Raw genomic sequence first — 24119 nt, forward strand, 5'->3', positions numbered from 1 at the left:
AGACATTCAGTTATCCTCATCTATCTTTCATTAGCGTGAAAGATATCCATAAAGCGGTGGCCCCGAGCATTATTCATTCATGTTCACGCCCGCCCGCCGGCGGCGGGTCCCGTTGTGATCTCCTTTTCGCATGAGTCGACTGCTGCTGCACGGTGGGGCCGTCTTCGACGGGACCGGCGCCGAGCCCCGCCCGGCCGACGTGGTGATCGAGGGCGACCGGATCGTCGACGTCGGTACGGGACTCGACGGCGACGACGGCGTCGACTGCACCGGCCGCACGATCCTGCCCGGGCTGATCGACAGCCACGTCCACCTGATGATCGACGGCCTGAACCCGCGGTCCTGGCTGACCGACCCGTTCTCGCTGCAGTTCTACACAGCCGTGCGGACGATGCGGGCCACGCTCGACATCGGCATCACCTCGGTGCGCGACGCCGGCGGCGCCGACCTCGGCGTGCGCGAGGCGCAGCGGCGCGGCGTGGTGCCCGGCCCGCGCACGCAGATCTCGATCAGCCTGCTGAGCCAGACCGGCGGCCACGGCGACCCGTGGCAGGCCTCCGGCTGCGTCACCCCGATCTTCCAACCGCACCCCGGGCGGCCGACCGGCCTCGCCGACGGACCGGACGAGGTGCGGCGCAAGGTCCGCGAACTGCTGCGCGCCGGTGCCGACGTCATCAAGATCGCCACCAGCGGCGGCGTCGTGTCGCCCCGCGACGATCCCCGCCACGGCCACTTCCGCGGCGACGAGGTCGAGGTGGCCGTGCGGGAGGCGGCGGCGGCCGGCGCGTTCGTCATGTCCCACGCGATCGGCGCCGACGGCATCAAGACCGCGGTGCGCGCGGGCGTGCGGTCGATCGAGCACGGCATCTTCCTCGACGACGAGGCGGTCGACCTGATGCTCAACCGCGGCGCGTGGCTGGTGCCGACCCTGCTCGCCCCGCGCGGCGTGCTGGAGGCGGCGGCCGCTCTCGACCCGTATGTGGTCGAGAAGGCTCGCCTGGTGGTCGCGTCCCACCAGGCCTCGGTGACCCGCGCCCTGGAGGCGGGGGTGAAGATCGCGTTCGGCACCGACACCGGCGTCACCAAGCACGGCCGCAACCTGGAGGAACTGACCCTGCTGACCGACTGCGGCCTCACCCCGGCACAGGCCCTCCGCTCGGCGACGCAGGAGGCCGCCCGGCTGCTCGGCGTCGAGGAGAAGCTGGGCACGGTCGAGCCCGGCAAGCTGGCCGACCTGGTCGTGGTCGACGGCGACCCGTGCCGAGCCGAGGTCCTGTCCGACCTGGCCGCCCGGATCCGCCAGGTCTACCAGGGCGGCGTGCGGGTCAGCTCCGGGCCCCGCTGAGCTCGGCCGTGCCGACGTCGGCCGTCAGCCAGGGCAGCACCTCGTCCGACGGCATCGGCGGCTCGGTCCCGTCGGCCACGACGTCGAGCCGCAGCGTCCGCGCCAACCGCACCACGCCCGCGACCAGGCCCGGGTCGGCGGTGGACAGCGTCAGGACGTCGACGTCGTACAGGCACGACAGCGTGCCGAAGTCGCCGACCGCGATCCGGAGGCCGGCGTTGCGGAGGATCGACAGGTCCCCCCGGACCTCCGCCGGCCCGGCCAGCAGCAGGCTCTCGGTGATCTCCAGGGTCAGCAGGTACGGCTCCAGCCCGTGCCGGTTGATCAGCGTCAGCACGTGCTCGACGAAGCCGGGCGTGCGGAACTGGCCGGCCGGAACGGTCACGCTGACGCGCGGCGGGTCGGACGGGAACCGGCACTGCCAGCCCACCGCGTCCCGGATCGACCGGTCGAGCACCCACGACCCGAGCGCGGCGGTCAGTCCCGACTCCTCCGCGAGCTCGGTGACCACGTCCGGCGGCACCGGCCCGCGCTCCGGGTGCGTCCAGCACACCCGGCTCCCGAGCCCGACGGCCCGGCCGGAGCCGAGGTCGACGATCGGCTGGTAGCGCAGCGCGAGGTGACCGTCGGCGAGCGCCTGCCGCAGGTCGTCGCGCAGCCGCGTCCGCTCGGCGATCTCGCGGTGCAGGGCCGCGTCGTACCGGCGCCGGCGTCCCCCGCCCTGCGACCGGGCGGTGCGCAGCGCCACGCCGGCCCGGTCGAGCAACTGCCCGGGGCCGTCGGCGTCGGCGTCCGTGGTGGCGGTGGTGGCCGCGCCGATGCTCACCCGCCCGGGCACCCGGCCCAGGATGCTGTCGGCCAGGCCGTCGATCTCGTCGCCGGCGTTCTCGACGACGACGCCGAACTCGTCGGCGCCGAGCCGCGCGACGGTCCGGCCGTCGAGGCAGGCGCGCAGCCGCTCGCCGACCGCCCTTAGCAACTCGTCCGTCGGGGTGGCGTCGACGCCGACGAGCAGCACGCCGGTGACCGTCGGCGCGGCGGCGGCGCGCTCCAGTTCGTCCTCGAACAGCAGCCGGCTGCCGAGCCCGGTGAGCGGGTCGAGGTAGGCCCGCTCCTCCAGTTCGCGCTGCCGGCGGCGCCGCTCGGTGATGTCGCGCAGGGTCAGCACGATCCCGTCCACGGTCGGCTCGTGCCGCAGGTCGCGGATCGCCGCCTCCACCTCGATCCGCTCGCCGGTGGGCCGCAGCCGGGTCCAGCCGGCCACGGTGCCGACCCGCGCCCGGACCGCCGCCAGCACCGCGTCACCGTGCTCGAACAGGTCCTGCACCGGGCGGCCGGTCGGGTCGTCCGGCCCGAGCAGGTCGGTGGCCGACGGGCTGCCGTACCGGACGCGCCCGTCGTCGTCCACGATCAGGATGGCGTCCGCGGCGTTGACCACGAGCGTCCGGAAGTGCGCCTCGGCGTCCCGGCGGGCGAGCTCGCGCCCGAGCTCGTGGCCGAGTTCGCCGAGCTCGCCGGTGAGCCGGAGGCGGTCGATCGCGCCGGCGGCCTGGCCGGCCAGCACCGGCATCGCCTGCTGCAGTTCCACCAGCGCCGTTCCGTCGGCGGCGACGTAGAGCCGGCCGAGCTGCCGCTCGCCGACCGACAGCCGGCAGTGCAGGGCCAGGTCGTGCCCGGGCAGTCGCGCGGAGATGTCCGCCGGCAGGTGCCGGGTCTCGGCCACGATCATCGTGGCCGCTGAATCGGACGCGGGCAGCGCACCGTCGCCCAGCACGAGCGTCACCTCGTGGGCGGTACCGGGCGGCAGCAGCCCGGCGACCGCCCCGCCCACGACGACGCGCACGGCCTCGACATCGGTCGCCGACAGCAGCGCCTCGCAGCCCCGGCGCAGCTCGCGCTCGCGCGCCAGGCTCCGCCGCAGCCCCGCCGCCGCGACGCGCCACATCCGGGTCACGGCCAGGCCGACGAGCACGACCGCGACGAGCCCGAAGCCGATCGCCAGCCGTAACGCCACCGCCCACCCCCGCTCGCAGTCTCTGCCGACCTAATCGGTCTGACCGGCACAAACCTGAGCATTGCGGGTCACCGCAGCACGATCTCCTCGTTCGGCGCCCCGCCGTCGACGACGGCGAACGCCCGTTCCCACGTCCGCTGGTCGGCGACGAACGGGATCTCCTCGGCCATCCACGCGTCGAACGTGGCCGTATCGGTCTCCCCGGCGGCGATCCGCGCCGCGTCCCGGCGGGCGCTCAGCGCCGGATCGGTGCCGACCCACACGATGCCGTCGAGCCAGCCGGCCACCTCCCGCCGCCCGGCACCGACCCCCTCGACGATCACCAGCCGGCTGCCGGCCGGCACCTCGACCGCGCCCGGACGTCCCCGCTCGTCCCACTTCGGCGGCCGGTACGACACCGCCTCCCCCCGGTGGACCGGCGCCAGCACCCCGTCGACGAGCAGGTCGACCCAGTCGAGCACCGCGTGCCACCAGGCGATGTCGTCGGTGTGCACCACGACGGCGCCCGGTATCTCGGCCGCCAACCGCCCGGCGAGCGTCGACTTCCCGCTGGCGCTCCGCCCGTCGACGGCGAGCACCGCCGGTCGCCCGTCCGGCACACCGACGTGCGCCAGCACCTGGGCGGCGAACTCAGCGATCTTCATGGCTGGGCCAGCCGCCGGAGCGCGGTGACGTAGCGGTCGGTCATGTACCGCTGGACGCGGCGCCCCACCGGCCCACCGGCCCGGGCGAGCGGCGACGCCGGTCGGCTGAACGCCCGGACGCGGAAGCGCACCTCGCCCGCGTCCGTCACGGTGACCACGAACGCCTCCTCGCCCCGCTCCGGATGACCGGGCAGGGTCCCGTAGGCGAAGCCGCGCCGCCCCGGCTCCTCGACGGTGTAGACCACCCGGCACGGAATCGTCAGCCGCAGGAGCCGCCACCGGAGGATCACGTCGCTCCCACCGGACTCGACGACGGTGAGGCCCGTCGCCTCGTGCATGCGCCAGCCGGACAGCGCGGCGGCCGCCCGCTCGAACGTCGCCGCTCCGGTGCCGAGGTGCTCGTCGCGGTCCACATGGTGGTAGCCCGGCGGCAGCGACGGGTCGCGGGTCGCGCCGACCTCGGGGTAGGTCAGGTCAGGGACGGCGTGCCTCCACCCGGTCGCCCACCACGCGGACCTCCAGCGTGGGCTGGCTCGACGTCGCCGGCCCGTGCACCACGGAGCCGTCGGTGAGGCGGAACGTGCTGCCGTGCCACGGGCAGACGACGCACGGGTCACCGTCCACCACGACCGTGTCGCCGGCGCCCAGCGGGCCGGTCTGGTGACCGCAGCGTTCCAGCAGCACCGTGAGTTCGTGGCCGGCGCGATGGACCAGCACCGGCACGTCACCGATCCGCCGGATCACCGGCGTGCCGTCCGGGACGTCGACCAGCGGGCCGAGGTCGTGCCATCCGGCCGGGATCCGCATCCGGTCGGCCACGGCCTGGTTCGCGCCGGCGCCCTGCCGGTAGGTGAGGTGGCCGCCGAGGTACGCACCGGCGCCCGCCATCCCGAGCCCGAGGAAGCCGAGCAGGCGGCCCCGGCGGTGGTCACCCCGCAGCCGGGAGACCAGCGAACCGGCGTACAGCGCCACCGCCGAGGCGTTGCACAGCGCGTGGACCAGGCCGGTGCGCCGCTGCTCCGCGTCGAGGGCGGCCCAGTCGTTCCAGCCGACGACCGCCGCCGGCACCGCGCTGACCGTACCGGCCGCGACCAGGGTGGTGGCGGCCTTCTCCTGGCCGGGCACCAGGTCGAGCACCGCGGCCGAGATCCACGACCCGACCGGCGCGTGCACCATCGCCGGGTGCAGCGGATGGCCGAGCCACACCCCGTGCAGGAAGTCCCGCAGCCGCTGCGGCCGGAACACCCCGCCGACGGCCTTCTGCAGCCGGTCGCTGACGGCGTCGAGCCGCTCGGTCCGTTCGATCTGGTCAACCACCATGCCGGTCGGCTACCCGCCCCGCCCCCGCTGAAACCGCAACGTCGGGCCGCCGGGGCGGCCCGGCGTCAGGCCGCCCATACCGCCAGATGCTCGCGGAGGGCGGCCAGTTCCGACGGGTCGCGGCCCGCGCCCGGTGCCAACTGCTCGTCGACGAACACCCGCGCCGTCGCGATGTCGCGGACCACGACGTGCAGGATCCCGTCGACGTCGTACTCGTAGGTGATCTCCACCGCCGCGTCGGCCAGGGGCCGCTTCTCCGGCAGCGGGATCAGCCAGTCGGCGAGCAGCACGTTGTCCTCGTGCTCCAGCGGCTTGTCGGGGTTGCCCTCCACCACCAGGACCGCGATCTCCTCCTGGAAGTCGTGTACGGGTGTGTACACCTGCGTGGTCCTCGCCGGATATTTCGTATTTCTTCCGATCAGAACCGAGAACCGGCTCTCGCCGGTGGTGTCGTCGCGGGCCACGGTCCCCAACGCGTGTTCGGCGCCGACGTGGAAGTCGACGTCGTTCACCGTCCCCTGCAGCACGCCCGCGGCGATCGCCGCGCCCTCGGCGATCGCCGTCATCGGGTCGATCTCGGTGTTGGGCTCGGCGCCGACGATCCCGGCGACGAACCGCTGCACCGACGGGATCCGCGAGCTGCCGCCCACCATCACCAGGTGGTCGATCCGGCCCGGGCTCTCCCGCAGGCACACCTCCAGCGGTTCGCGGGCGCGGTCGAGCAGCGGCGCGATCGTGTGCTCGAAGAAGTCGCGCTTCATCTGCATCGCGCCGCTGCCGTCGGGCAACTGGATGTCGACGGCCGCCTCGTTCGAGAGCTGGATCTTGCCGAGCTCCAGGTTGAGGCGGAACAGGTCCCGCTCGGCCGGCGACCACGAGGCGGAGCCGGGCACGAACGGTTCCAGCGCGGCGAGCAGGGCGGCGTCGAGGTCGAGGCCGCCGAGCCGCTGGATGCCCATCGACGCCTGCTCGATGAACGCGCCCTCGACCGCCTGCAGGACCGTGACGTCGAGCGTGCCGCCGCCCCAGTCGAACACCAGGATCCGCTGGTCCGCGGCGATGGCCCGGGCGTGCGCGAGCGCCGCCGCCGTGGGTTCGTTGATGAGCGCGAGCACCTCGATGCCGGCGAGGTCGGCGGCGAGCTTCGTGCGGGCGCGGGCCAGGCCGCGGCTGTTCGCGGGGATCGTGACGACCGCCTTCGACAGCGGCGCCGCCCCGAGCTCGTCGACCCGTCGCCGCACCTGCCGCAGCACCAGCGCGCCGGCGACCTCCACCGGCACCAACGCCGTGCCGACGGGCACCACGTCGTCGGTCGCCATCATGCGCTTGACCGCCTCGACCCGGTGGCCGACGCGGGTCTTGGCCGGCCAGCCGAACTCCGGCACCCCGTTCGTCACCGTGAACGACGACGGCAGCACCCGGTCGAAGCCGAGGTCGGCCCACTCGATCGGGATCTCGTCGACGAGCGGCAGCGTCGCCACCCGTCCGCCGCTCACACAGGCGAGCACGCTGTTCGTCGTCCCGAAGTCAATCCCATAAGAGGTCATGACCGCGCCTCGCTCCGCGAGGTGCGGTCATGCCGCCGCTCCGCGCGCTCCGCGCGCGAATCGGCTCCACTGAGCCAAATGATGACCTCGCTACGCTCGGTCATGGCGCGGGGGGCCCGAGCCGTTGACCCCGCGCGCGCACCACGTGCCGCAGGTACTCGAAGGCCGCATCACGCCGCAAATCACCCAAATCCGGCGAAACCTCGAGAACCTCCGGCGGCGGCGCGAACACGCCTTCCCCGAGAAGGCCCGCCGAGGACAACGACGCCGACCCGGGATCGACCGGGATCCGGTACGGCGCCATCCGCGCCGGAGCGTCCGGCGGCGCCGTCTCGATCTCGTGCAGCGCACCGGTGAGATCCGTGTGCCGCGTCCGGCCCGCGGGCCCCTCCCGGCGCAGGAACTTGGTCCGCCGGGCGAACGCCCGCACCGCCTCGTCGCGGGACGCGCCGAACGGCAGCCCGAGCACCAGGTAAGGATTGCGCCGCTCCATCACACAGCCCCCGATCTACGCACCCGTGAGCTGATCCCCGTCCACCCGTCTATCGCGTCGCGCACGTGCCTGACGAACCCTTCGTTCACCGGTAACCCGTCCATCGCCTTGAGGTACGCGCGGCAGCGCCGGACGTGTCCGTCGAACCGGTCCAGCACGTACCTCCGCTGGGCCACGACCCGCCGGCCGTCGGCGTAATCCTGCACCGGCTCCATCTCCAGTTGCCGCCAGCGCCGCACGAGCTGCTGGTTGCGCGTCACCGTCACGTTGACGATCGCGCCCGTCGCCGCCTCCAGCCCGGCGGCCAGCGCCGCCGAGACCGCCTTGCGGTCCTGCTCGTCGAGTTCGTCGCGGCGCAGCCGGAACATCCGCACCGGGGTGAGCACCAGCTTGCGCTCGGTCTCCGCCGGCAGCGACCGGCCCCGCCGCTCCGCCTCCCGGGCCAGGTGGGCACCGGCCCGCACGCCGAGGATCAACGAGGGGGCGAGGTCGAGGACCTCGGTTCCGAGCAGCGTCTCCACCGCCGGCACCGGGTTAGTCGCCGGATCGAACGGCGCGTCGAGCAGCCGCTCGAACACCTCCACCAGCCAGTTCAACTCGGCAACAGCCCACGCCGGACGCGGATGCAGCCGCCACACCCCGATCAGCGCGACCGTCACCGCCCGCAGCGACACCTTCGACGGCCGGGTCTCGTACGCGGCCCGCCGCTGCACGTACCGGGCGGTGCGCTCCTGCAGCGGACCGGTCGCCACCACCGACGCCGACGCGAGCCACGCCCGGTCGTTGCGGAACGACAGCGTGAGCAGCGTCCGGTGCAGGTCGTTGTCGGCCTGCGGCACCGCCAACCCACCCCGGACCATCGCCGCGAGCGCCGCCGGATACCCCGACCCGCACATGCCGGCCGTCCACAGGTCGATGGCCCGGTTCAGCGCGCCCGCCCGCACCGTCGGCGACTTGGTCAGACCCATCACCCGGGCCAGGTACGGCAGCACGGCCGGCCCGTCGGCCACCAACGCCGCGTTCACCGCCACGCCCTCCACCGGGTGCACGGCGAGCGCCTCGTCGAGCCGGCGCACCGCGTCGTCGGCGCGGCCGAGCTGCCACCACGCGTACGCGGCCAGGTTGAGCGCCTCGGCCCGCACCGGCGCCAGGTCGCTCTCCGCCGCGATCCGGTCGGCGTCCGCCGCGGCGCGCGCCCAGTCCGCGTCCCGTAAAAATCGGTGCACGGCCCCGAGGTCCACCCAATGCCCGAACCCCGGTCGGTCCGCGCGGATCCGGGCGTCCGCGACCAGCCTGCCCTCCACGGCGGCCGCCCAGAGCCGCGGCCAGGCCGACGGATCGGCCGCGACCTCCGCGCCCGCCACCTGCCCGTCCAGCTGGGCGATCACGGCACGCGCGGCCGGCCGGAGATCGCCGGCGTCGACCGGCTCACCGGCGAGGTACGCGGCCAACGCCCGGTAGTGCCGCACCGCCTCGTGGTCCCCATCAAGATCATTTGTCGTACCGGCCAGGTACGCTCGCCGGGCCCTTTCCGCCACGAACCCGACCAGCCGCAACTCGTCGTCGCCTGCCGCGCCCGGGTCGGCCAGGCAGCGGGCCAGCGCGGTCGCGTGCCGGTCCAGCTCGGCCAGCGCCGGCCCGCGCGGCGCGTCGTCGGGCAGCCGCCCGCCGCCGGCGATCGCGGCGGCGACCGCGGCCTCCGCGCCGGTCCCGGCCACGCCGACGTAGGCGCCGAGCGTCCCCAAGATCTCAAGATCAGGTGACGCCATGAGCGCCGCCGCCAACGCCTGTGCGTCTTCGGATGCGTTCACGAACGGCGCGACCAGCTCTGCCGCGGCCCCCCGGAGGCGGGGATCGGCGCAGAGCTCGTCGAGCCACGGCATCAGCAGCCGCACCCGGTCCGGGTAGCCTCCCGACGGAAGCTCCTGCAACAGCCGGACCAGCCTGCGCGGGTCACCCACCCCACGCGGCCTGTCCCCACGCGCCCCGTCCCCACGCGGCCTGTCCCCACGCGGCGCGTCTCCACGCGGCGCGTCTCCACGCGGCGCGTCTCCACGCGGCGCGTCTCCACGCGGCCTGTCCCCGCGCGGCGCGTCTCCGCGCGCCCCGTCTCCCCGCGCCCCGTCTCCCCGCGCCCCGTCTCCCCGCGCCCCGTCTCCCCGCGCCCCGTCCCCACGCGCCCCGTCCCCACGCGCCCCGTCCCCGCCCGCGCTGCGCGGGTCGCCCGCCCTGGCATCGGTTGCCGGGAACGCCACGCCGCGGGCCTGGTACCAGGCCGTCTCGAAACGGCTCAGCCCCAACTCCGGCCGCGCCGCGAGGCCGAGCGTCACCAGGTCGACCGCGGCGGCCCGCCGCGTCCCCAGGCTGATCAGCGCGGCGTCGACGGCGGCCGAGTCGGCGGCGGCGTCCGACCACCGGGCCTTGAACGCGCCGTCGCCCCGGGCCCGGATCGCCGCCCAGACCCGCCCGGCCGCACTCTCCACGCCGGGTGTCGGCAGGGTGACCTCGGGCAACCCGTCGAACCGCTCGATCGACACCGCCACCGGCGTGTCGCCGCGGTCGAGGATCAGCACCGCGTCGGCGGCCTCCCCGTTCCATGTCTCGGCCACCGCGAGCGCGTACCGCGGCAGCAGCCGGTTGCCGACCAGCACGACCCGGCCGACCCGCACCGGGCCGGGCTCCGGTGGATCGAGCGGGGTACCGCAGGTCTCACACTCGTCCCGTTGGGTCCTGGCCCTGGGGACGGCTCCGCAGGCGCGGCACCAGCGCGTATGCGGTGGTTCGGCCGCGCTCGGCTCGGGCCTCTCGCGCAGGGTCGCCGCACTCCTTCGGACGGGTGGCTCTCCCACCACGGGACGATGGATGCAAGTTTCCCAGTTGCCACCCATGTAGTCACATCGACGAAGTGGGTGAACCCGATCCGCCTGATCGGAACCCGCCTGTCTTCCATAATATTCAGGCAGGCGATATATTGGACGCATGAGCACGGCGACGGAGCCCGCTTTCTTCGTCCTCACCGCACTGGTCGGTGCGTCCCGGCACGGGTACGGCATCGTCGAGGAGGTCGGGCGGTTGTCCGGTGGGCGCACGCGGTTGAAGGTCGGCACGCTGTACGGCGTCCTCGACCGGCTGGTCAAGGAGGGTCTGGTCGAGCTCGACCGCGAGGAGGTGTGGCAGGGCCGGCTGCGGCGCTACTTCGCGATCACCGACGACGGCCGCCGCTACCTCGCCGCCGAGGCCGAGCGGATGGCCGCCAACGCCCGGCTCGCGTCCGGCCGGCTCGCGGCGCTGGGTGGCACGTCGTGACGTCGGTGCTGGAGGACCGCTACCGCTCGCTGCTCCGGATCCTGCCGGCCGACTACCGGGCCGCCTGGGAAGAGGAGATGGTCGCCACGTTCCTCACCGCCGAGCTGTCCGACGACCCGGAGGACGCCGAGTACCAGGCCGAGTTCGGCCGGCCCGGGCTCGCCGAGGTGGCCAGCGTGGTCGGGCTCGCCGTGCGGCTGCGGCTGCCGGCCGGCGGCTCCGGTCGCGATCCGCTTCTCGGTAATGCCGTCCGCCTCGTCGCCCTGATCGGACTGCTGGTCAGCGCCGCGGCCGGCGTCGTCGGAACGGGCACGCACCTGTGGCTAATCGGAAAGCTGCCCGGGGTGGCCCCGCCCGACCTGGGCGTCCCGCCGACGCTCGGGGTGCTGCCGACGACGCGGGTGCTGCTGGTCGCCGCCGCCCTGCCGGCCTACCTGCTGCTGGTCACCGGGCACCAGCCGGCCGCACGGGTGCTCGCCTCGGTCTCCCTCGGCGCCGTCCTGATCACCGCGGTCGGAGACCTGTTCGCCGGCTACCCGCTCATGGCCGGCCGCTGGCTGTCGCTCCTGCTCGACGTGCTGGTCTTCGCGACGCTGTGGGCACATCACGCCGATGCCCCACCGGTCCCCCGCCGCCCCTGGCTGCTGGCGCTGCCGGCGGCGATCGCGGTCGCGGTGGCGACGTTCGTCCTGACCGTGTCGGTGCCGGTGACGTGGTGGCTGGTTGACTGGCCGGCGATCGCCTGCACACTCGTCGCGGTGGGACTCGCGGTGCACCTGGTGCGGCGCGGGGGCCCGGAGTGGTCGCTCGCACTGGTCATGCTGGGTACGGTCGTGCTCGCCCAGCGCCTGGTCACCCTGCCCGAGTCCGTCGACGCCGCGACGGCCGCCCACCACACCCCGGTCCTGGTCGCCGGCCTCGTCGAGATCGCGGCCGTGGCCGTGGCCGGGCTGCCCGTGGCACTGTGGACCCGCCGGGCCTGGCGCCGCCTACCGGCCGACCCGGTCGAGACGGCGCGGGCATAAGGAGGCGGGCCATGGCCAACGAGTGGCGCATCGAAGCCGATGACGATTGGCTGGCCGCCCACAGCTCCGACACGTTCCAACGGCTGCGCCGCCGCACCCGCCTGATGGGCGGCCTCGCCGAGGCGATGTCGAACGCGGAACTGGGCCCGCTCGGCGGCGCGCCACGCCGCCCCGTGCTGAGAATCGGCCGCAAGGACTACTCGGTCGTCCGCTACGCCGATCACCACCTGTCGTACACGGTGATCCAGGTCGACCCGGTGCAGTGCCGCCGCTGCGGGACACTGCTGGCCGAGCGTCACCTGGTCAGCCGCCTCAGCGACGGCCTGCGTCACACGGTCGGCGCGGTCCGGATGTGCCGGAACTGCCAGGCCGAGGCCTGGCTGTTCCACTCCCACATGCCGACGACCCGCCGCGCCCGAGCATGGGGCCGCAAAGTCGTCCTCTAAAGCTGCGCGCCGCTGTCCCGCCGCGCCGCGATCTTGTGGGCCTGTTTTGCGGATCTTGGACTCCCGTAGGGGTTATGACACCTCTTGCAGTCCAAGATCCGGAAAGCGGCGAACTCGAATCCGACAAAATACGCATTCGTCGCCCCGTCGACCACCTCACGGGAGTACTCCGAAACCACCAGGGCCGGGATGTGCCCGGCCGCCCTGGAGGCAGGAAATAGGAGCGCGTATCGCGGAATCAGCCAACTCGGGCGGCCTTGCATACGCCTTTTGCCGCGTTCTGCGAACGCTATTTCAGTCAACTCGAGCACACGCCATGGCGCCGTGGCGTGTCTGGGAGTCCAAGATTCCAGCCTTACAGCAGCAGCTCGGCCAGCCGTTCGGGGTGGCTGAGCATCACGTCGTGCGGACCGTCGATCGCCACCGTCGCGTAGCCGAGGTCCTCCGCGATCGCGGCGAACGGCATCTGCTCCGGACGGCAGCAGATGCCGAGGCCCGGTATCCGGTCGACCGCGCCGGTGAGGCGGGTCGGCTCGGTGAACGCTCGCAGCGGATGCGGACGCAGGCGCCCGCGGAGCAGGTCGGCGTCGACCGGATCGGTGATTCCGAACGCGTCGGGCCCCGGTGACGGAACGAGCCCGTCCCGGGCCGCGCTCCGCACGGCTTCGCCGAACCAGGGTGGCGCCACGTCCACCAGGCTCGCGCCGTCGCCGGCCGCCCATCCGTCGACGAGCACGATCCGGCCGACCCGGTCAGGACGCCGATCGGCGGCCTGCCGCACCACCATCCCCGCATAGCTGTGCCCGACCAGCACGACATCGCCACCCCTGTGGACGGCCGCACCACCGCCGCTGTGGACGGTCGTGCCACCATGGCCGCCCCTGTGGACAGTCGCCGCGCCACCGCCGCTGTGGACAGTCGCCACGCCGTCGCCGCTGTGGACAGCCGCGCCACCGTTGCCGCCGCTGCCGATGGCCGCCGCGCCGTCGCGGGTGTGGACAGCCGCGACGTCGTCGCCGGTGCTGTCGATGGCCGCGACTACCTCGTCGGCGTGCCCACCGAGGCCGACGTCCGGCCCCACCGCCAAATCGGGCGTCACAACCCGGGCGCCGGCGGCAGCGAGCAACCCTGCCACCCGGTCCCATGCCCAGCCGCCGTGCCAAGCCCCGTGGACGAGCACGAATGTGGTCACCGGTCCCCCTCCCTTACCTTCCATCGCCCGGATCTTATACGTCTGACTTCCTATTTTTGAAGTGCCAACCATGTAAATAGGTAGCAGTGTCGCTGTAGACCGGGTGGCGGCGCGGGGTCTCGCTACTACCGGCCGACGGCACGCTCGCGCCAGGCGGCGAACTCGACATGACCCTGCCGACGCCGCCCGACCCGGAACGCGCGGCGCACCCGGAACGCGCAGCGCACCTGCTACGCGCGTACTCGAACGCGATCCGCGGCACCGTGGAGGTGGCTCTGACCCGCCAACGGTGAACCGCTCCGGATCACTCGGTTCCGGGTGGGCGGAACATGGCCCGCAGCCGGCGGGCGGCGCGCTGGTCACCGGTCACGGTGGTACCGCCCGCCCGCACCGCCTCGGCGGCGGTGATCCGGCCGGCCGCGAGCTCGGCGAACACGTCGCCGCTGGTCTCGATCACCACGTCGGGACGCTGGGCCGGGCCGTGCACCGATTCGATCGTGCCGTGGTGCACTCGGGTGTGGAAAACGTCGTCGTCGACGCGGAACTCGTAGACGGCGCTCACGTCGGCGGCCGCCGCCGGGTCGAACATCGCCTGCATACCGAGCACCGCCCAGCCCGGCCGGAACACCTCGCCCTGGATCCGCTCCGCATACGCCCACCGCATGCCCCAGCCGGCTAGCGCCAGCACCACCGGTTCGAGGTCCCGACCGACCACGGTGAGCGCGTACGCCGCCGTGCGCGCCGGTGGCGGCAGCGTCACCGGGCACACCAGGCCGGTGTCCTGCAGCATGCGGAGCCGCGCGGCGAGCAGGCCGGTGCCCATGCCGGGCAGGTTCGCCTGCAGGTCACCGAAACGTTTGGGACCGGTGAGCAGCTCGCGCACCAGCAGCAGCGTCCAGCGTTCGCCGACCACGTCGAGCGCCCGGGCGGTGGCACAGTACTGGTTGTAGGAACGGCGGTTCACACTTCAAAATCCTACTGCCTGCACTGCGCTCTTTTGAAGCGAGCAGCGCTCACAGATCCGCCATCGATCCGTCACCGATATCCCATCATTGACGCGTGTCTACGCGCACTCATACCGTCCCTTCCGGGCGGACCCATTGATGAGGAGCAATGATGGACATTCCACGGGGGATCACATCGAGGCGGTCGGTGCTAGCCGCCGTCGCCACTGCAGGTGGCCTCATCTTCGTTCCGTCGGCGGCGGCGTGGGCGACGCAGGCAGCACCCGAGCCGCCTGCCGAGCCGCTCCCGCACCACGACGTCACCCAGGTGACGCCCGAGGAGCTGGTGCCGCCGGACGGCCTCGACCCGGGCGGCTGCGGCTCCACGGTTTGGCCGCACAACGAGATCCTCGGCTTCCCCACCCCGTACGAGGGTGACGGAAAGCAGCGCAACTTCTCGTACGACGACACGTTCTACAGCCGGGTCGAGACCTGGTTCCAGTTCTTCCGGGCGAACACGCCGATCGCGGTGGGCCCGCCGTTCGAGATCTGGTGCTGGGGCGTCTTCGTCGACAAGGGCGACTGCGGCGACTCGTTCCACAAGGTGGGGCGGGCCTTCGACATCAGCCGCATCTATGCCACCGACCCGGCCACCGGCATCAAGAGCCAGGTCTTCAACTCCCGGCACGACATCTGGAAGTCCTGGACCGGCAGCGCCTTCACCACCGCGAACCGGCAGTACTGGACGACCGCGGCCAGCCTGAACTACCACTTCCAGCACATGCTGACCTACCCGTGGCGCGCCGATCACGACAACCACATCCACTTCGACAACGGGGTGTCGGGCAGCGGCAACAGCTCGTTCAACCGGGCGTCGGCGCAGATCTTCAGCGCCCAGGCGACGCTCAACGCCATCTGGGGCGAGGCGCTCGTCGTCGACGGTTCCTGGGGTCCGAAGTCCATTGCCGCGGCCGGCCGGGCACTCGGCCGGATCGGTGTCAGCGGGACGCTCGACACCCAGTCGAACTGGTTGGCGTTCAACCGGGCGTCGCTCCGGTTCGGTAGCGGGACGCAGACATACTGATGAAGATCCTGACCGCGCTCGGTGTGGCGGCGGCCTCCTGTGCCGTCGCGTTCATTCCGGCCTCGCCGGCGGCCGCGGCAGCGGCGCCCGCCGCCATCAACGCGCGCCAGTTCTTCACCACCACCGACACCGCGGGCCTCGCGGCCAACGTGGCGGCGCTGGACACCGCGCTCGGCACCGGCCGCAAGCGGACCGTCGGCCAGGTGATGACCGCGGCGAACCGCGAGCGCACCGGGCTGTGCAACTCGGCGACGTACGCGCAGCTGTCGGCGCGGTCCACAGTGGAGGGTTTCTGCTGGAACGACGGCGACGACGCCGTCGACTACTGGTACCCGCAGGGCATCACCACGAGCCGTGACGCGGTCGCGTCCGGACACGTCGACGACCACCAGATCGTCGTGACGAGCTGGTACCACATCCCGGAGAACGAGAGCGCCACCGCCCCCGACAAGGGGTTCCGACTGTCCTTCGTGGACTGGGACGCCGACTGGCCGAACACCTACCGGCACGTCATCGCGGTGGAGCCGACGGCCGGCGGAAACTTCAAGGCGGTGTCGGTACACGCGGGCGGCATCATGTGGTACGGCAACCTGCTGTACGTCGCCGACACCTCACGCGGGTTCCGGGTGTTCGACCTGAACCGGATCTACTCGGTGAACACCGGCGACGGCACGAAGATCGGCAAGCAGTCCGACGGCACGTTCCACGCCTTCGACTACGCCTACGTGCTCGTGCAGGTGGGCTGGGTCCGGTCGGCGGGTGCGGCGTTCCGGCACTCGTTCGTCGCGCTCGACCAGGCCACGTCGCCGCCGAGCTTCATCGTCGGCGAGTACTCCCCCGACGCCGACGGCAACGGGGTGCCCGACGAGAACGCCCGCGTCATGCGGTACCCGCTGAACGCCACGACGAAGTGGCCCTCGGTCGAAGCCGACGGACGCACGTACGCGTCGGAGGCGTACGACACGCACATCCCGCAGCTGCAGGGTGCCACGGCCCGCAACGGCCGGTTCTGGTTCTCCAGCAGCAACGGGCAGTCCCCGGGGTACCTGAGGGTCTGGGACCGCGGCACGACCGCCGTGCGAAGCTACCGGTGGCTGGTCGGCGCCGAGGACCTGTCCTACTATCCACATCCGGACCAGGCTGACATGCTGTGGTCGCTCGGCGAGTACCCGAACAAACGGGTGGTGGTCGCGGTTCCCCAGGCCGACTGGGACTGAACCCCACCCACAAGGACCGACGGCCGGCCGCAGCCCCCCGCGGCCGGTCGTCGTCAAGACCGACGACCGGCCACAGCCCACTCCGTGGACAGCCGGTCGTCGTGAAGACCGACAGCCGGACACCCACACCGGCTGTCGTAGAGACCCGCGGCCGGTCGTCCACGGCCAACGCGCGACCGGCCGCGGGTCGCCTAATACGCCATCTCCCCCGCGCGGATCTCGGCCGCCACCCGGTTCTCCGGCGGCGCAAGCGGGCACGCCCATCGCGCGTCGTACGCGCACGACGGGTTGTACGCGTAGTTGAAGTCCAGCCGCACCCGCCCGTCCGCGAGCGGCACCACCCCGCGCCCGTGCGTCCCCTTGACCGTGTCGGTGAGGTACCGGCCGCCGCCGTACGACCCGCGCCCACACGTGCCGTCGCGGAACGGCAGGAACAACCCGCCGCCGTACGCGCGGAACCACCACAGCGTCAGCTCACCCCATGGCGTCCCGAGGATGCCGACGCGCTCGTACCGCAGCACGCCGTCGGGCCCGCCGGTGTCGACGTCGATGTGCCCGTCGGCGGGCCACAGCGGCACGTCCGCTACGAAGTCCCGGGAATGGTCGAAGTACTTCAACGTCCCCCGCGCGGCCGACTGCGGATGGGTGCGGAACAACTCCGCCCGCGCCGCGCGGAACCCGTGGACGTCCACATCGGACAGATAGATCGCGGCGGTGCGGGCCCGGAAGTCCGCCAGCGAGAGCAGGTCGCTCACCAGGACGCGAACACCCGCGCCTGCCCGCCCGAACCCTCCTGGTACGGGATGAGCCCGACCGTGATGCGGGCACCGGTCGGCGGGATCCGGTGCAGGTTCGCCAGGTTCTCCAGCCCGTACCGGTCGGCGCCGCCGAGCACGTGGTGCACCTCGAAGTTCGCCGAAATGCCCGGGTCGGTGCTCAGCGTGTCGACGCCGATGGCGCGGATCGCCCGTCGCCGCACCAGATAGTCGACGGCGTCGGCGCTGAACCCGGGAAAATGCAGGGTTCCCGCGGCGTCGGTGCCCCGGTAGGCGTCCGGGTCGCCGACCTTCGCGCCCCACCCGGAGTGCATGAGCACCGCCGCGTCGCGCGGGATCCGCCCGTACCGGCGCTCGAACGCCTGGAGGTCGCCGACGGTCACGGTCGCGTCCGGGTCACGCTTCGCGCGTCCCGAAATATCGACGACCACGGCGGGCACGATCAGCTCGGCGGGCCGCAGCTCGGGCGCCAACCGACCGCCGGTGACGAAATGCCCGGGCGCGTCGACGTGCGTGCCGATGTGTTCGATGATCCGCCATTCCTGGAGGTAGTACCCGTCCGGATCGATGTTGACGACGGTCCGCCGCACCGCCTCCTCGCCCGGCGAGTACGCGGGGAACGTGGTCGTCAACGTGTACGTGAGATCTTCGAGGCCGTGCTTCGCGATGCGCGAGGCTGCGGCCGGCGCGGGGTCGGCGAGACCCAGCGCCGCGGTCGCGGTTACGGCCGCTCCGCCCAGCAGGGCGGCACGGCGGCTCACACTTGGCGTACCGGTACACATCAGGTCAGCGTCCCAGCCCGGGCGACCACGCGTCCAGCTTTCAGCACAACGTCACGCGTCGGACGGGTCACCACGGCGGCCGCCGGTGTCGCGGCCTCGACCACGACGAGGTCGGCTCCCGCGCCCTCGACAAGGCCGTATCCGGTCAGCCCGAGGGCCGCGGCGCCGCCGTGGGTCGCGGCCCGCAGCGCCAGTTCGATGTCGTCGTCGCGGCGGAAGAGACTGCGGTAGGCGACGTGGTGAGCGCGGTCGAGCATGTCCCCGGTGCCGTACGGTCCCCACAGATCGCGGATGCCGTCGTGTCCCGTGGCGACGTTCACGCCCGCCGCGACGAGCCGACGGATCGGCGGCACGGGGAAGTCGTACACCGCCGCGGTGGTGATGGTGACGCCGGCGGCGGCGAGTTGCGCGGCGAGGCGGTCCTGGTGACCGGCGTCGATCTGGCCGAGCGCGTAGGCATGGCTCACCGCGACCCGGCCGGCCAGCCCGGTCGCCGTCGTGCGGTCGGCGATCAGGCCGAGCTGCCACGCGCCGAGGGTCCCGCCGTCGTGCAGGTGGATGTCGACGAACGCGCCGTACCGCTCGGCCAACCCGAACACGACGTCGAGGTGACGCACCGGGTCGCCGTCGACCCCCGCCGGATCGATGCCGCCGATCGCCTCCACGCCTCGGGAAAGCGCTTGCTCCAACAGTTCCGCGGTGCCGGGATTGGTCAGCAGGCCGTGCTGCGGGAACGCCACCTGGGTGACGCCGATGCGGCCGTCGAGGCGCGCGACCGCCTCCGCCACGGCGTCGACGTGGCTCGTACCCACCTCGGGATCGATGTCGGTATGGGTGCGCACGTGCGTCGTCCCGTTGACGACCATCGTCTCGAGCAGCGCGACCATCGCGTCGACGTCGGGCAGGCCCAGTTCGCCGCGGCGGCGGCGTTCGTTGCCGATGCGGTCGGCGAGGGTGTCGCCGGCCGAGTGCGGCACCCAGTCGCGTCCGAAAAGGGTCTTGTCCAGATGCGTGTGCGCGTCGACGAGGCCGGGCAGCACGAGCTTCCCGGCGACGTCGATCCGCTCCGCGCCGGGCACATCGAGTCCGTCACCGATCGCGGCGATGACACCGTCGCGGACGTGGATGTCCGCCCGTTCGTTCCGGCCCCACGGGCGGCCACCGGTGAGCAGCAGTTCAGCCATGGGTCGCAAGGTTAGAACCGGCGTGTGCTCCGCACCAACCCGGTGAGTTCGTCGTAGCGGTACTCGATGCTCTCCCGCACCGGATCCCGGCCCGCGCCGCGCACGTCGGTGCGGAGGATGCCGGCCTTCACGTCGTCGTCGGTCGCCGCGTACCGCCACAGCTTGCCGGCCTTGAGGATCTGCACCGGTCCGGTGTAGTCGCCGTCCGGCGAGTAGACGGTGTACCGCACACCCTCGGGGGTGTCGAAGTCGAGACCGCCGTGCGCGCGGATCGTCGTCGTGATGATGAGCCCGCCCTCGGCGTCGAGGATCGGCGCGGGGTTGTCGAGGCGGTACTGGGTGCGGCCTTCGCCCTGCCGGTCCTGCCCGTTGTAGAAGACCTGGCCCCGACTGTTGATCCAGTAGTGCGGGATGGTCTGTTTCGGCGCGTTCATGTCGGGCCCCGGGTAGTACGCCATGTGCCAGTGCGGCGGGTTGTCGGCGTGCAGGGTGTTGTTGGTCTCGAAGCCCATCAGCGCGAAGAAGTGCCCGCGCGCCTTCGCCCGCGCCGAGAGCCCGGAGTCCTGCAGGATCTCGTGCGTCACGAGCACCCACGTGCTCGCCGCCCGCACGGCGCCGGCCGGCCAGGCGACCGTCGTCCACGGCCCGGCGACCCGGTCGGGGTCGTTGTGCTCGTACTTCATGTACTCGCCGGTGGCGGCGCCGGTGATGTGACTCCACACCTGGATCGTCCCCTGATCGGCACCCGCCGACGCGCGGAACACCGGCAGCGTGAACGACACCCGGTCCGGGTCGGCGGGGTCGGTGGTGAGCGCCAACCGGTTGTCCCCCGCGACGACGGTGGCGATCCGGATGCCCGGCCACCGCACCGAAACGGTGACGCCGGCGTCGTTCTGCTCGCCCTGCACGAACGCGTAGAACTCCGCGCGGCTGGCGACGTTGTAGGTGGCGCCCGGCACGAGCGAGTAGCCGTCCGGCAGCGTCACCTCGGGAACGGACGGCGGCCCCGGAACCGCACGTACGACCCGGAATCCGGCGTACGCCACCGCGGCGACGCCGACGTCGCCACCGCTTCGAGCGGACCCGGGTTCGTAACCGGCCCAGGGCGTGTCGTCCGGACCGACGTCGGCCCGGGCGATCCCGGCGGTTCCCAGCAGTGTCACGGCACCTGCGGCCAGGCCGGCGAGGGCCGCCCGGCGAGTGATCGGATCGGGCATCGCGTGTCTCCCCCGTTACGGCGGCGAACGCCGCCTGTTCTGGTTCCACGCTAACGAACATCGATGGATCAGCGATAGATGGAGATCGACCTAATCATGAACCGGTCGGCAGCACCCGCCCGACCGCCGACCGCGACGGCACCCGCAACTTGCGCAGAATCCGCGACACGTGCGCCTCGACGGTCTTGTCACTGATGACCAGCCGGCTGGCGATCTGCCGGTTGGTGTGCCCGGCGGCCACGAGGTCGGCGACCTCACGCTCCCGCGCACTGAGCACAATGGACACCGGCCCGGCCGGCGCATCGTGCGGCCCATCGTGCGGCGCGGCGCGCAGGCCGAGGCGGCGCAGTTCCCGGGCGGCCTGCTCGCGGCATCGACCCGCGCCGATCGCAACGGCGTCGCGTTCGGCGCGGCGCAGTTCGGTGACGGCGTCTGCCCGCCGACCCGCCGCCGCCAACGCCCGCCCGGCCAGCACGCGGGCGCGGGCCGCATCCACGCGACGGCCGGCCCGGTCGGCGGCGGTCGCCGACTCCCCCGCCACACCGGCCGCTTCCTGCAACGCGCCGCCGTCGAAATGGACCACAGCCTCCGCGTATCGGAGGTTGGCCACACACGCCGGAGACGTCACCCCTGCCGCGTCCATCCTGGCCTGCTCCAGCCACCCTAGCGCGGCATGCCGGTCCCCGGTGGCGATCGCCGCCCGTACCAGGGTCTGGCCCGCGCGCGTCCGCCAGGGCCGTTCCAACCGCGGCAGGTCCGGCCCGCCCGCGGCCGCGAGCAGAGTGGACGCCGCGCTGTCCGCCCGACCGGCCTCCAGCAACGCCTCGGCGTGGAACAGGCCGATGTTGCCCGCACCCATCGCCGAACCGCCGCACCGGCGCCGCGCGTCCTCGGCCCGCGCCAGCGCGACGGCGACGTCTCCGCGCCAGGTGTGGATCCAGACACTCAGGCCGAGGGCGAGGGACGCGGCGTGGTCGCCGCCGGTCAGCACGGCGACGTCGTACGCGGCGGTGGCGCTCGCCAGGCCGGCCGCCAACCGGCCCGAGAACGCCTCCGCGCCCGCCCGGGTGACGTGCAGGCCCGGCATGACGAGCACCTGCCCCGTCGCCTCGGCGAGGTCGAGACCGCGGCGGGCGTGCCGGATCGCGTCGGCATGCCGGTCCAGGTGGTACCCGGCCAGTGCCAACGCGACGACGGCGGGCAGCGCGCCGGCCAGCACCCCGTCCGGCAACGCGTCGACGATGGCGGCGGCCTCCACCAGATGCGCCACCGCGCGACCGGTCCGGCCGGCCGCGTGTTCGCCGAGGGCCATCAACGCCGCGGCGTACGCCCGCGCCGCGCTGTCGCCGGCCGCCACCGCGTGCGTGTGCGCGGCGCCGGCGTGGCCGCGGATCGCCGCGTAGTCGGCCCGGAGAAAGGCGTTGAGGGCGAGTTCGGCGTGCAGCGCGGCCCGGCCCGCCCGGGCGCCGGGCGGCAACGCGCCGAGTTCCCGGTGGGCGAGGACCCGGGCCGGCTCGAGCCGGCCAACCGCGTGGTCGAGGTACATGCGCAGCGCCACGAGCCGGACCCGGTCCGCCGCCCGCGTCGCCGGCACGAGGCGGAGCAGATGGTCCACCGCCGTCGCGCTGTCGGCCAGCCGCCCGGCCGCGCCCGCCGCGAGTGCCAACGCCTGCAACAGTTCCGCACGCCGTTCGTCGGCACCGTCCGGCGCGACCGCCCGCGATTCACCGGCGCCGCGTTCGTCCCCGCCGCGCTCGGAGACGCCGCGCTCGAAGACGCCGCGCTCGAAGACGCCGCCGCCGCCCTCGAAGACGCCGCCGCCGCGCTCGATGCCGCGCTCGATGCCGCCGCCGCGTTCGACGACGCCGTCGCCCGGAAGCAGGGCCAGGGCCACGCCGAACCAGTGCGCGGCCTCCGCCGGCGCGGTCGCGGACGCGGCGTGGCCCGCCGCGGTCAGCAATTCGACCGCCGCCCGGTCACCGACCTCCGCACTGCGCTCCACATGATGCGCCCGCGCCAGCGGGCCGGCACCGCGCCGGGCCAGGGTCGCCGCCGCCCGGGCGTGGGCCGCGCGTCGCCAGCCCGGCCCGGCCGACTCGTACACCCCCCGGCGGACGATCGGGTGGCGGAACCGGAACAGCCACGGTTCGCCGGTCGGCGCGACGAGTCCGGCGGCCACCAGTTCGTCCAGGGCGACCGCGAACCGGTCGTCGTCGAGTTCGGCGACGGCGCGGGCCAGTCCGGCGTCGAACGGGTCACCGGCCACCGCGGCGGCGCGGGCGGCTCGGCGTGCTCTCGCGGTCAGCTCACGAAGTTCCGCCGCGAGCGCCGCGCCGACCGCGGCCGGGACCACCGCGGGCGCCGGGCCGTTCGGCGCCGTCCGGACGGACGCGGCCAGCACCCGTAGATAGAACGGGTTGCCGCCGCTGTCGGCGTGCAGATCGTCGAGCCGGGCCGGATCGACGTCGGTGAGCAGTTGCGCGGCCTCGGCCCGCGTGAGCGCCGACGGCCGCAGTTCGGTGTGGCGACAGGTGTCGAGCGCGACCGCGAGGCGGGCCGGGCAGCCGCCGGCACGCAGCGCCGCCGCGATCAGCACCGGGCCGTCCGGCGGGTGTCGCAACAGGTATCCAAGAAGATCGATCGATGCGGCATCGGCCCAGTGCAGGTCGTCGAGCGCGAGGACGACGGGCGCGAGCTCGGCGAGCAGCGACCGCACGGTGCGCAGCGCGCCCATCCGGTCACCGGTCGCCGCACCGATGATCGGCCGGAAGACGGCGTAGGGGTCGTCGCGCTCGAACTCGGTCGCCCGCCCGTCGCGTACCCGACAGCCCGCCGCACCGGCCCGGCGACCGAGCTCGGCGAGCAGTGCGGTCTTGCCGATTCCCGGTTCGCCGGTGATCAGCATGGTGCCACCGACGCCGCGTTCGAGCAGGTCGAGCGCGGCGTCGAGGGCGGCTGTCTCCACCGCACGGCCCACCAGCGGCATCCGGCGATGGTGGCGGCGTCAGGGTGCGACGGGAACGGGATAGGGGATTTCCCGACTGTCGGCCGATCGTCGTACGCACCGAGGCTGTCAGCACCTCGACCCGCCCGGTGGTCGACCGTCCACAAAGGAGTCACCCATGACCACACGACTGCGCCGCGCCGCCGGCGCACTGCTCGCGACGTTCATCGCGAGCACCGGCCTGTTCATCGCGACCGCGCCCGCCGAGGCGGCGACGAGCTGCGTGTTCCGGATGGACTCGCTCACCGCCGAGAACCTGCTGAACGACGGCGGAATCGACTTCGTGTTCCTGCGGTTCAACAACGACTTCTACCCGGCCGGCAACGACGGGGTGCCGTTCGGGGAGGGCGACAAGTTCGTGCCGCGACCGGCGAGCGTGTTCGGGAACCCGGTGCAGGGCGTCGACTCCACCGGCATGCGCAACTGGCTGATCTTCGACCGGTTCCCGACCAACTACCGGATCGAGGGCCGGAAGATCACCTGCACGGATACGCTGCGGGAGGTCGTCTACGACGACGGTGACGCGCGGTACCGTCTGCGCTACCGGCTGACCGCCTGACGTCGGGTTGTATCAGGTGG

22 protein-coding genes are annotated in these 24119 nt (G+C 73.1%); 8 read left to right on the top strand and 14 right to left on the bottom strand.

The features are described 5' to 3' along the window. Window positions 1–130 precede the first annotated feature (130 nt). A complete protein-coding gene (locus tag Vau01_RS12795; RefSeq protein WP_203991317.1) occupies window positions 131–1345 on the top strand; it encodes a metal-dependent hydrolase family protein in 1215 nt (404 codons plus the stop codon). On the opposite strand, the gene Vau01_RS12800 is transcribed toward Vau01_RS12795, so the two are convergent. The 7 genes from Vau01_RS12800 to Vau01_RS12830 all read right to left on the bottom strand — a co-directional run bounded on the left by Vau01_RS12800 (window position 1326) and on the right by Vau01_RS12830 (window position 10032). Beyond that, on the bottom strand, window positions 1326–3359 hold the full coding sequence (locus tag Vau01_RS12800) for a GGDEF domain-containing phosphodiesterase (protein WP_203991320.1): 2034 nt from the start codon (window positions 3357–3359) through the stop codon (window positions 1326–1328). The genes Vau01_RS12795 and Vau01_RS12800 overlap by 20 nt on opposite strands. A 68-nt stretch (window positions 3360–3427) precedes the next feature. Continuing rightward, window positions 3428–4003 (bottom strand): nucleoside/nucleotide kinase family protein, encoded by a 576-nt coding sequence (locus tag Vau01_RS12805; protein ID WP_239151543.1) that lies wholly within the window; start codon window positions 4001–4003, stop codon window positions 3428–3430. Further along, on the bottom strand, window positions 4000–4476 hold the full coding sequence (locus Vau01_RS12810; protein WP_203991439.1) for a DUF1990 domain-containing protein: 477 nt from the start codon (window positions 4474–4476) through the stop codon (window positions 4000–4002). Before Vau01_RS12810 ends, Vau01_RS12805 begins: the two co-directional genes overlap by 4 nt. A gap of 1 nt (window position 4477) precedes the next feature. After that, a complete protein-coding gene (locus tag Vau01_RS12815; protein ID WP_203991323.1) occupies window positions 4478–5323 on the bottom strand; it encodes a Rieske (2Fe-2S) protein in 846 nt (281 codons plus the stop codon). A gap of 65 nt (window positions 5324–5388) precedes the next feature. After that, window positions 5389–6870, bottom strand: a complete 1482-nt coding sequence (locus Vau01_RS12820; RefSeq protein ID WP_203991326.1) for an Hsp70 family protein — start codon at window positions 6868–6870, stop codon at window positions 5389–5391. Window positions 6871–6970: 100 nt separating this feature from the next. Further along, on the bottom strand, window positions 6971–7363 hold the full coding sequence (locus Vau01_RS12825; RefSeq protein WP_203991329.1) for a hypothetical protein: 393 nt from the start codon (window positions 7361–7363) through the stop codon (window positions 6971–6973). Beyond that, window positions 7363–10032, bottom strand: a complete 2670-nt coding sequence (locus Vau01_RS12830) for a hypothetical protein (RefSeq protein ID WP_203991332.1) — start codon at window positions 10030–10032, stop codon at window positions 7363–7365. Before Vau01_RS12830 ends, Vau01_RS12825 begins: the two co-directional genes overlap by 1 nt. Before the next feature lie 310 nt (window positions 10033–10342). Between Vau01_RS12830 and Vau01_RS12835 the strand changes: the two genes are divergently transcribed. From Vau01_RS12835 to Vau01_RS12845, 3 genes are read left to right on the top strand one after another with little or no spacing between them, the layout of a single operon-like run. Beyond that, the gene (locus Vau01_RS12835; RefSeq protein WP_203991335.1) at window positions 10343–10669 is read left to right on the top strand and encodes a PadR family transcriptional regulator; all 327 of its coding nucleotides are present in this window, start codon (window positions 10343–10345) and stop codon (window positions 10667–10669) included. Further along, window positions 10666–11694 (top strand): hypothetical protein, encoded by a 1029-nt coding sequence (locus Vau01_RS12840; protein WP_203991337.1) that lies wholly within the window; start codon window positions 10666–10668, stop codon window positions 11692–11694. Before Vau01_RS12835 ends, Vau01_RS12840 begins: the two co-directional genes overlap by 4 nt. Before the next feature lie 11 nt (window positions 11695–11705). Continuing rightward, a complete protein-coding gene (locus Vau01_RS12845; protein ID WP_203991339.1) occupies window positions 11706–12140 on the top strand; it encodes a hypothetical protein in 435 nt (144 codons plus the stop codon). Between the two features lie 355 nt (window positions 12141–12495). Here Vau01_RS12845 and Vau01_RS12850 read toward each other — a convergent pair whose 3' ends face one another. Beyond that, window positions 12496–13332, bottom strand: a complete 837-nt coding sequence (locus Vau01_RS12850; RefSeq protein ID WP_203991341.1) for an alpha/beta fold hydrolase — start codon at window positions 13330–13332, stop codon at window positions 12496–12498. 167 nt (window positions 13333–13499) lie between these two features. Between Vau01_RS12850 and Vau01_RS64595 the strand changes: the two genes are divergently transcribed. Beyond that, a complete protein-coding gene (locus Vau01_RS64595; RefSeq protein WP_275423936.1) occupies window positions 13500–13625 on the top strand; it encodes a hypothetical protein in 126 nt (41 codons plus the stop codon). 11 nt (window positions 13626–13636) lie between these two features. On the opposite strand, the gene Vau01_RS12855 is transcribed toward Vau01_RS64595, so the two are convergent. Then, window positions 13637–14296 carry a winged helix-turn-helix transcriptional regulator gene (locus Vau01_RS12855; RefSeq protein ID WP_203991343.1) on the bottom strand — a complete coding sequence of 220 codons (660 nt, stop codon included), beginning with the start codon at window positions 14294–14296 and terminating at the stop codon, window positions 13637–13639. 152 nt (window positions 14297–14448) lie between these two features. Here Vau01_RS12855 and Vau01_RS12860 point away from each other — a divergent pair, with 152 nt between their 5' ends. Both Vau01_RS12860 and Vau01_RS12865 read left to right on the top strand, forming a co-directional pair. Beyond that, a complete protein-coding gene (locus tag Vau01_RS12860; protein WP_203991345.1) occupies window positions 14449–15360 on the top strand; it encodes a hypothetical protein in 912 nt (303 codons plus the stop codon). After that, window positions 15360–16577, top strand: a complete 1218-nt coding sequence (locus tag Vau01_RS12865; protein ID WP_203991347.1) for a hypothetical protein — start codon at window positions 15360–15362, stop codon at window positions 16575–16577. Before Vau01_RS12860 ends, Vau01_RS12865 begins: the two co-directional genes overlap by 1 nt. 191 nt (window positions 16578–16768) lie before the next feature. Here Vau01_RS12865 and Vau01_RS12870 read toward each other — a convergent pair whose 3' ends face one another. From Vau01_RS12870 to Vau01_RS12890, 5 genes are all read right to left on the bottom strand, one after another. Next, the gene (locus Vau01_RS12870) at window positions 16769–17332 is read right to left on the bottom strand and encodes a DUF1684 domain-containing protein (protein WP_308440456.1); all 564 of its coding nucleotides are present in this window, start codon (window positions 17330–17332) and stop codon (window positions 16769–16771) included. Continuing rightward, window positions 17329–18114, bottom strand: a complete 786-nt coding sequence (locus tag Vau01_RS12875; protein WP_239151545.1) for a cyclase family protein — start codon at window positions 18112–18114, stop codon at window positions 17329–17331. The genes Vau01_RS12870 and Vau01_RS12875 overlap by 4 nt, the downstream gene beginning before the upstream one ends. Window positions 18115–18134: 20 nt before the next feature. Then, window positions 18135–19319, bottom strand: a complete 1185-nt coding sequence (locus tag Vau01_RS12880; protein ID WP_203991352.1) for an amidohydrolase — start codon at window positions 19317–19319, stop codon at window positions 18135–18137. An 11-nt stretch (window positions 19320–19330) separates the two neighbouring features. Next, a complete protein-coding gene (locus Vau01_RS12885; protein ID WP_203991355.1) occupies window positions 19331–20536 on the bottom strand; it encodes a hypothetical protein in 1206 nt (401 codons plus the stop codon). Between the two features lie 94 nt (window positions 20537–20630). Beyond that, complete coding sequence (locus Vau01_RS12890; protein ID WP_203991358.1) at window positions 20631–23522, bottom strand: helix-turn-helix transcriptional regulator; 2892 nt, start codon at window positions 23520–23522, stop codon at window positions 20631–20633. Window positions 23523–23658: 136 nt separating this feature from the next. Here Vau01_RS12890 and Vau01_RS12895 point away from each other — a divergent pair, with 136 nt between their 5' ends. Next, window positions 23659–24099 (top strand): hypothetical protein, encoded by a 441-nt coding sequence (locus Vau01_RS12895; RefSeq protein ID WP_203991361.1) that lies wholly within the window; start codon window positions 23659–23661, stop codon window positions 24097–24099. Window positions 24100–24119: the final 20 nt, after the last annotated feature.

The organism is Virgisporangium aurantiacum (assembly GCF_016863635.1).
GTDB lineage: Bacteria > Actinomycetota > Actinomycetes > Mycobacteriales > Micromonosporaceae > Virgisporangium > Virgisporangium aurantiacum.

What these genes read in the sequence shown, in the direction of transcription:
- Vau01_RS12795 (WP_203991317.1), top strand. Translation starts at nt 131, where the DNA reads ATGAGTCGACTGCTGCTGCACGGTGGGGCCGTCTTCGACGGGACCGGC.
- Vau01_RS12805 (WP_239151543.1), bottom strand. Translation starts at nt 4,003, where the DNA reads ATGAAGATCGCTGAGTTCGCCGCCCAGGTGCTGGCGCACGTCGGTGTG.
- Vau01_RS12815 (WP_203991323.1), bottom strand. Translation starts at nt 5,323, where the DNA reads ATGGTGGTTGACCAGATCGAACGGACCGAGCGGCTCGACGCCGTCAGC.
- Vau01_RS12820 (WP_203991326.1), bottom strand. Translation starts at nt 6,870, where the DNA reads ATGACCTCTTATGGGATTGACTTCGGGACGACGAACAGCGTGCTCGCC.
- Vau01_RS12825 (WP_203991329.1), bottom strand. Translation starts at nt 7,363, where the DNA reads ATGGAGCGGCGCAATCCTTACCTGGTGCTCGGGCTGCCGTTCGGCGCG.
- Vau01_RS12835 (WP_203991335.1), top strand. Translation starts at nt 10,343, where the DNA reads ATGAGCACGGCGACGGAGCCCGCTTTCTTCGTCCTCACCGCACTGGTC.
- Vau01_RS12845 (WP_203991339.1), top strand. Translation starts at nt 11,706, where the DNA reads ATGGCCAACGAGTGGCGCATCGAAGCCGATGACGATTGGCTGGCCGCC.
- Vau01_RS64595 (WP_275423936.1), top strand. Translation starts at nt 13,500, where the DNA reads ATGACCCTGCCGACGCCGCCCGACCCGGAACGCGCGGCGCACCCGGAA.
- Vau01_RS12860 (WP_203991345.1), top strand. Translation starts at nt 14,449, where the DNA reads ATGGACATTCCACGGGGGATCACATCGAGGCGGTCGGTGCTAGCCGCC.
- Vau01_RS12865 (WP_203991347.1), top strand. Translation starts at nt 15,360, where the DNA reads ATGAAGATCCTGACCGCGCTCGGTGTGGCGGCGGCCTCCTGTGCCGTC.
- Vau01_RS12880 (WP_203991352.1), bottom strand. Translation starts at nt 19,319, where the DNA reads ATGGCTGAACTGCTGCTCACCGGTGGCCGCCCGTGGGGCCGGAACGAA.
- Vau01_RS12885 (WP_203991355.1), bottom strand. Translation starts at nt 20,536, where the DNA reads ATGCCCGATCCGATCACTCGCCGGGCGGCCCTCGCCGGCCTGGCCGCA.
- Vau01_RS12890 (WP_203991358.1), bottom strand. Translation starts at nt 23,522, where the DNA reads ATGCCGCTGGTGGGCCGTGCGGTGGAGACAGCCGCCCTCGACGCCGCG.
- Vau01_RS12895 (WP_203991361.1), top strand. Translation starts at nt 23,659, where the DNA reads ATGACCACACGACTGCGCCGCGCCGCCGGCGCACTGCTCGCGACGTTC.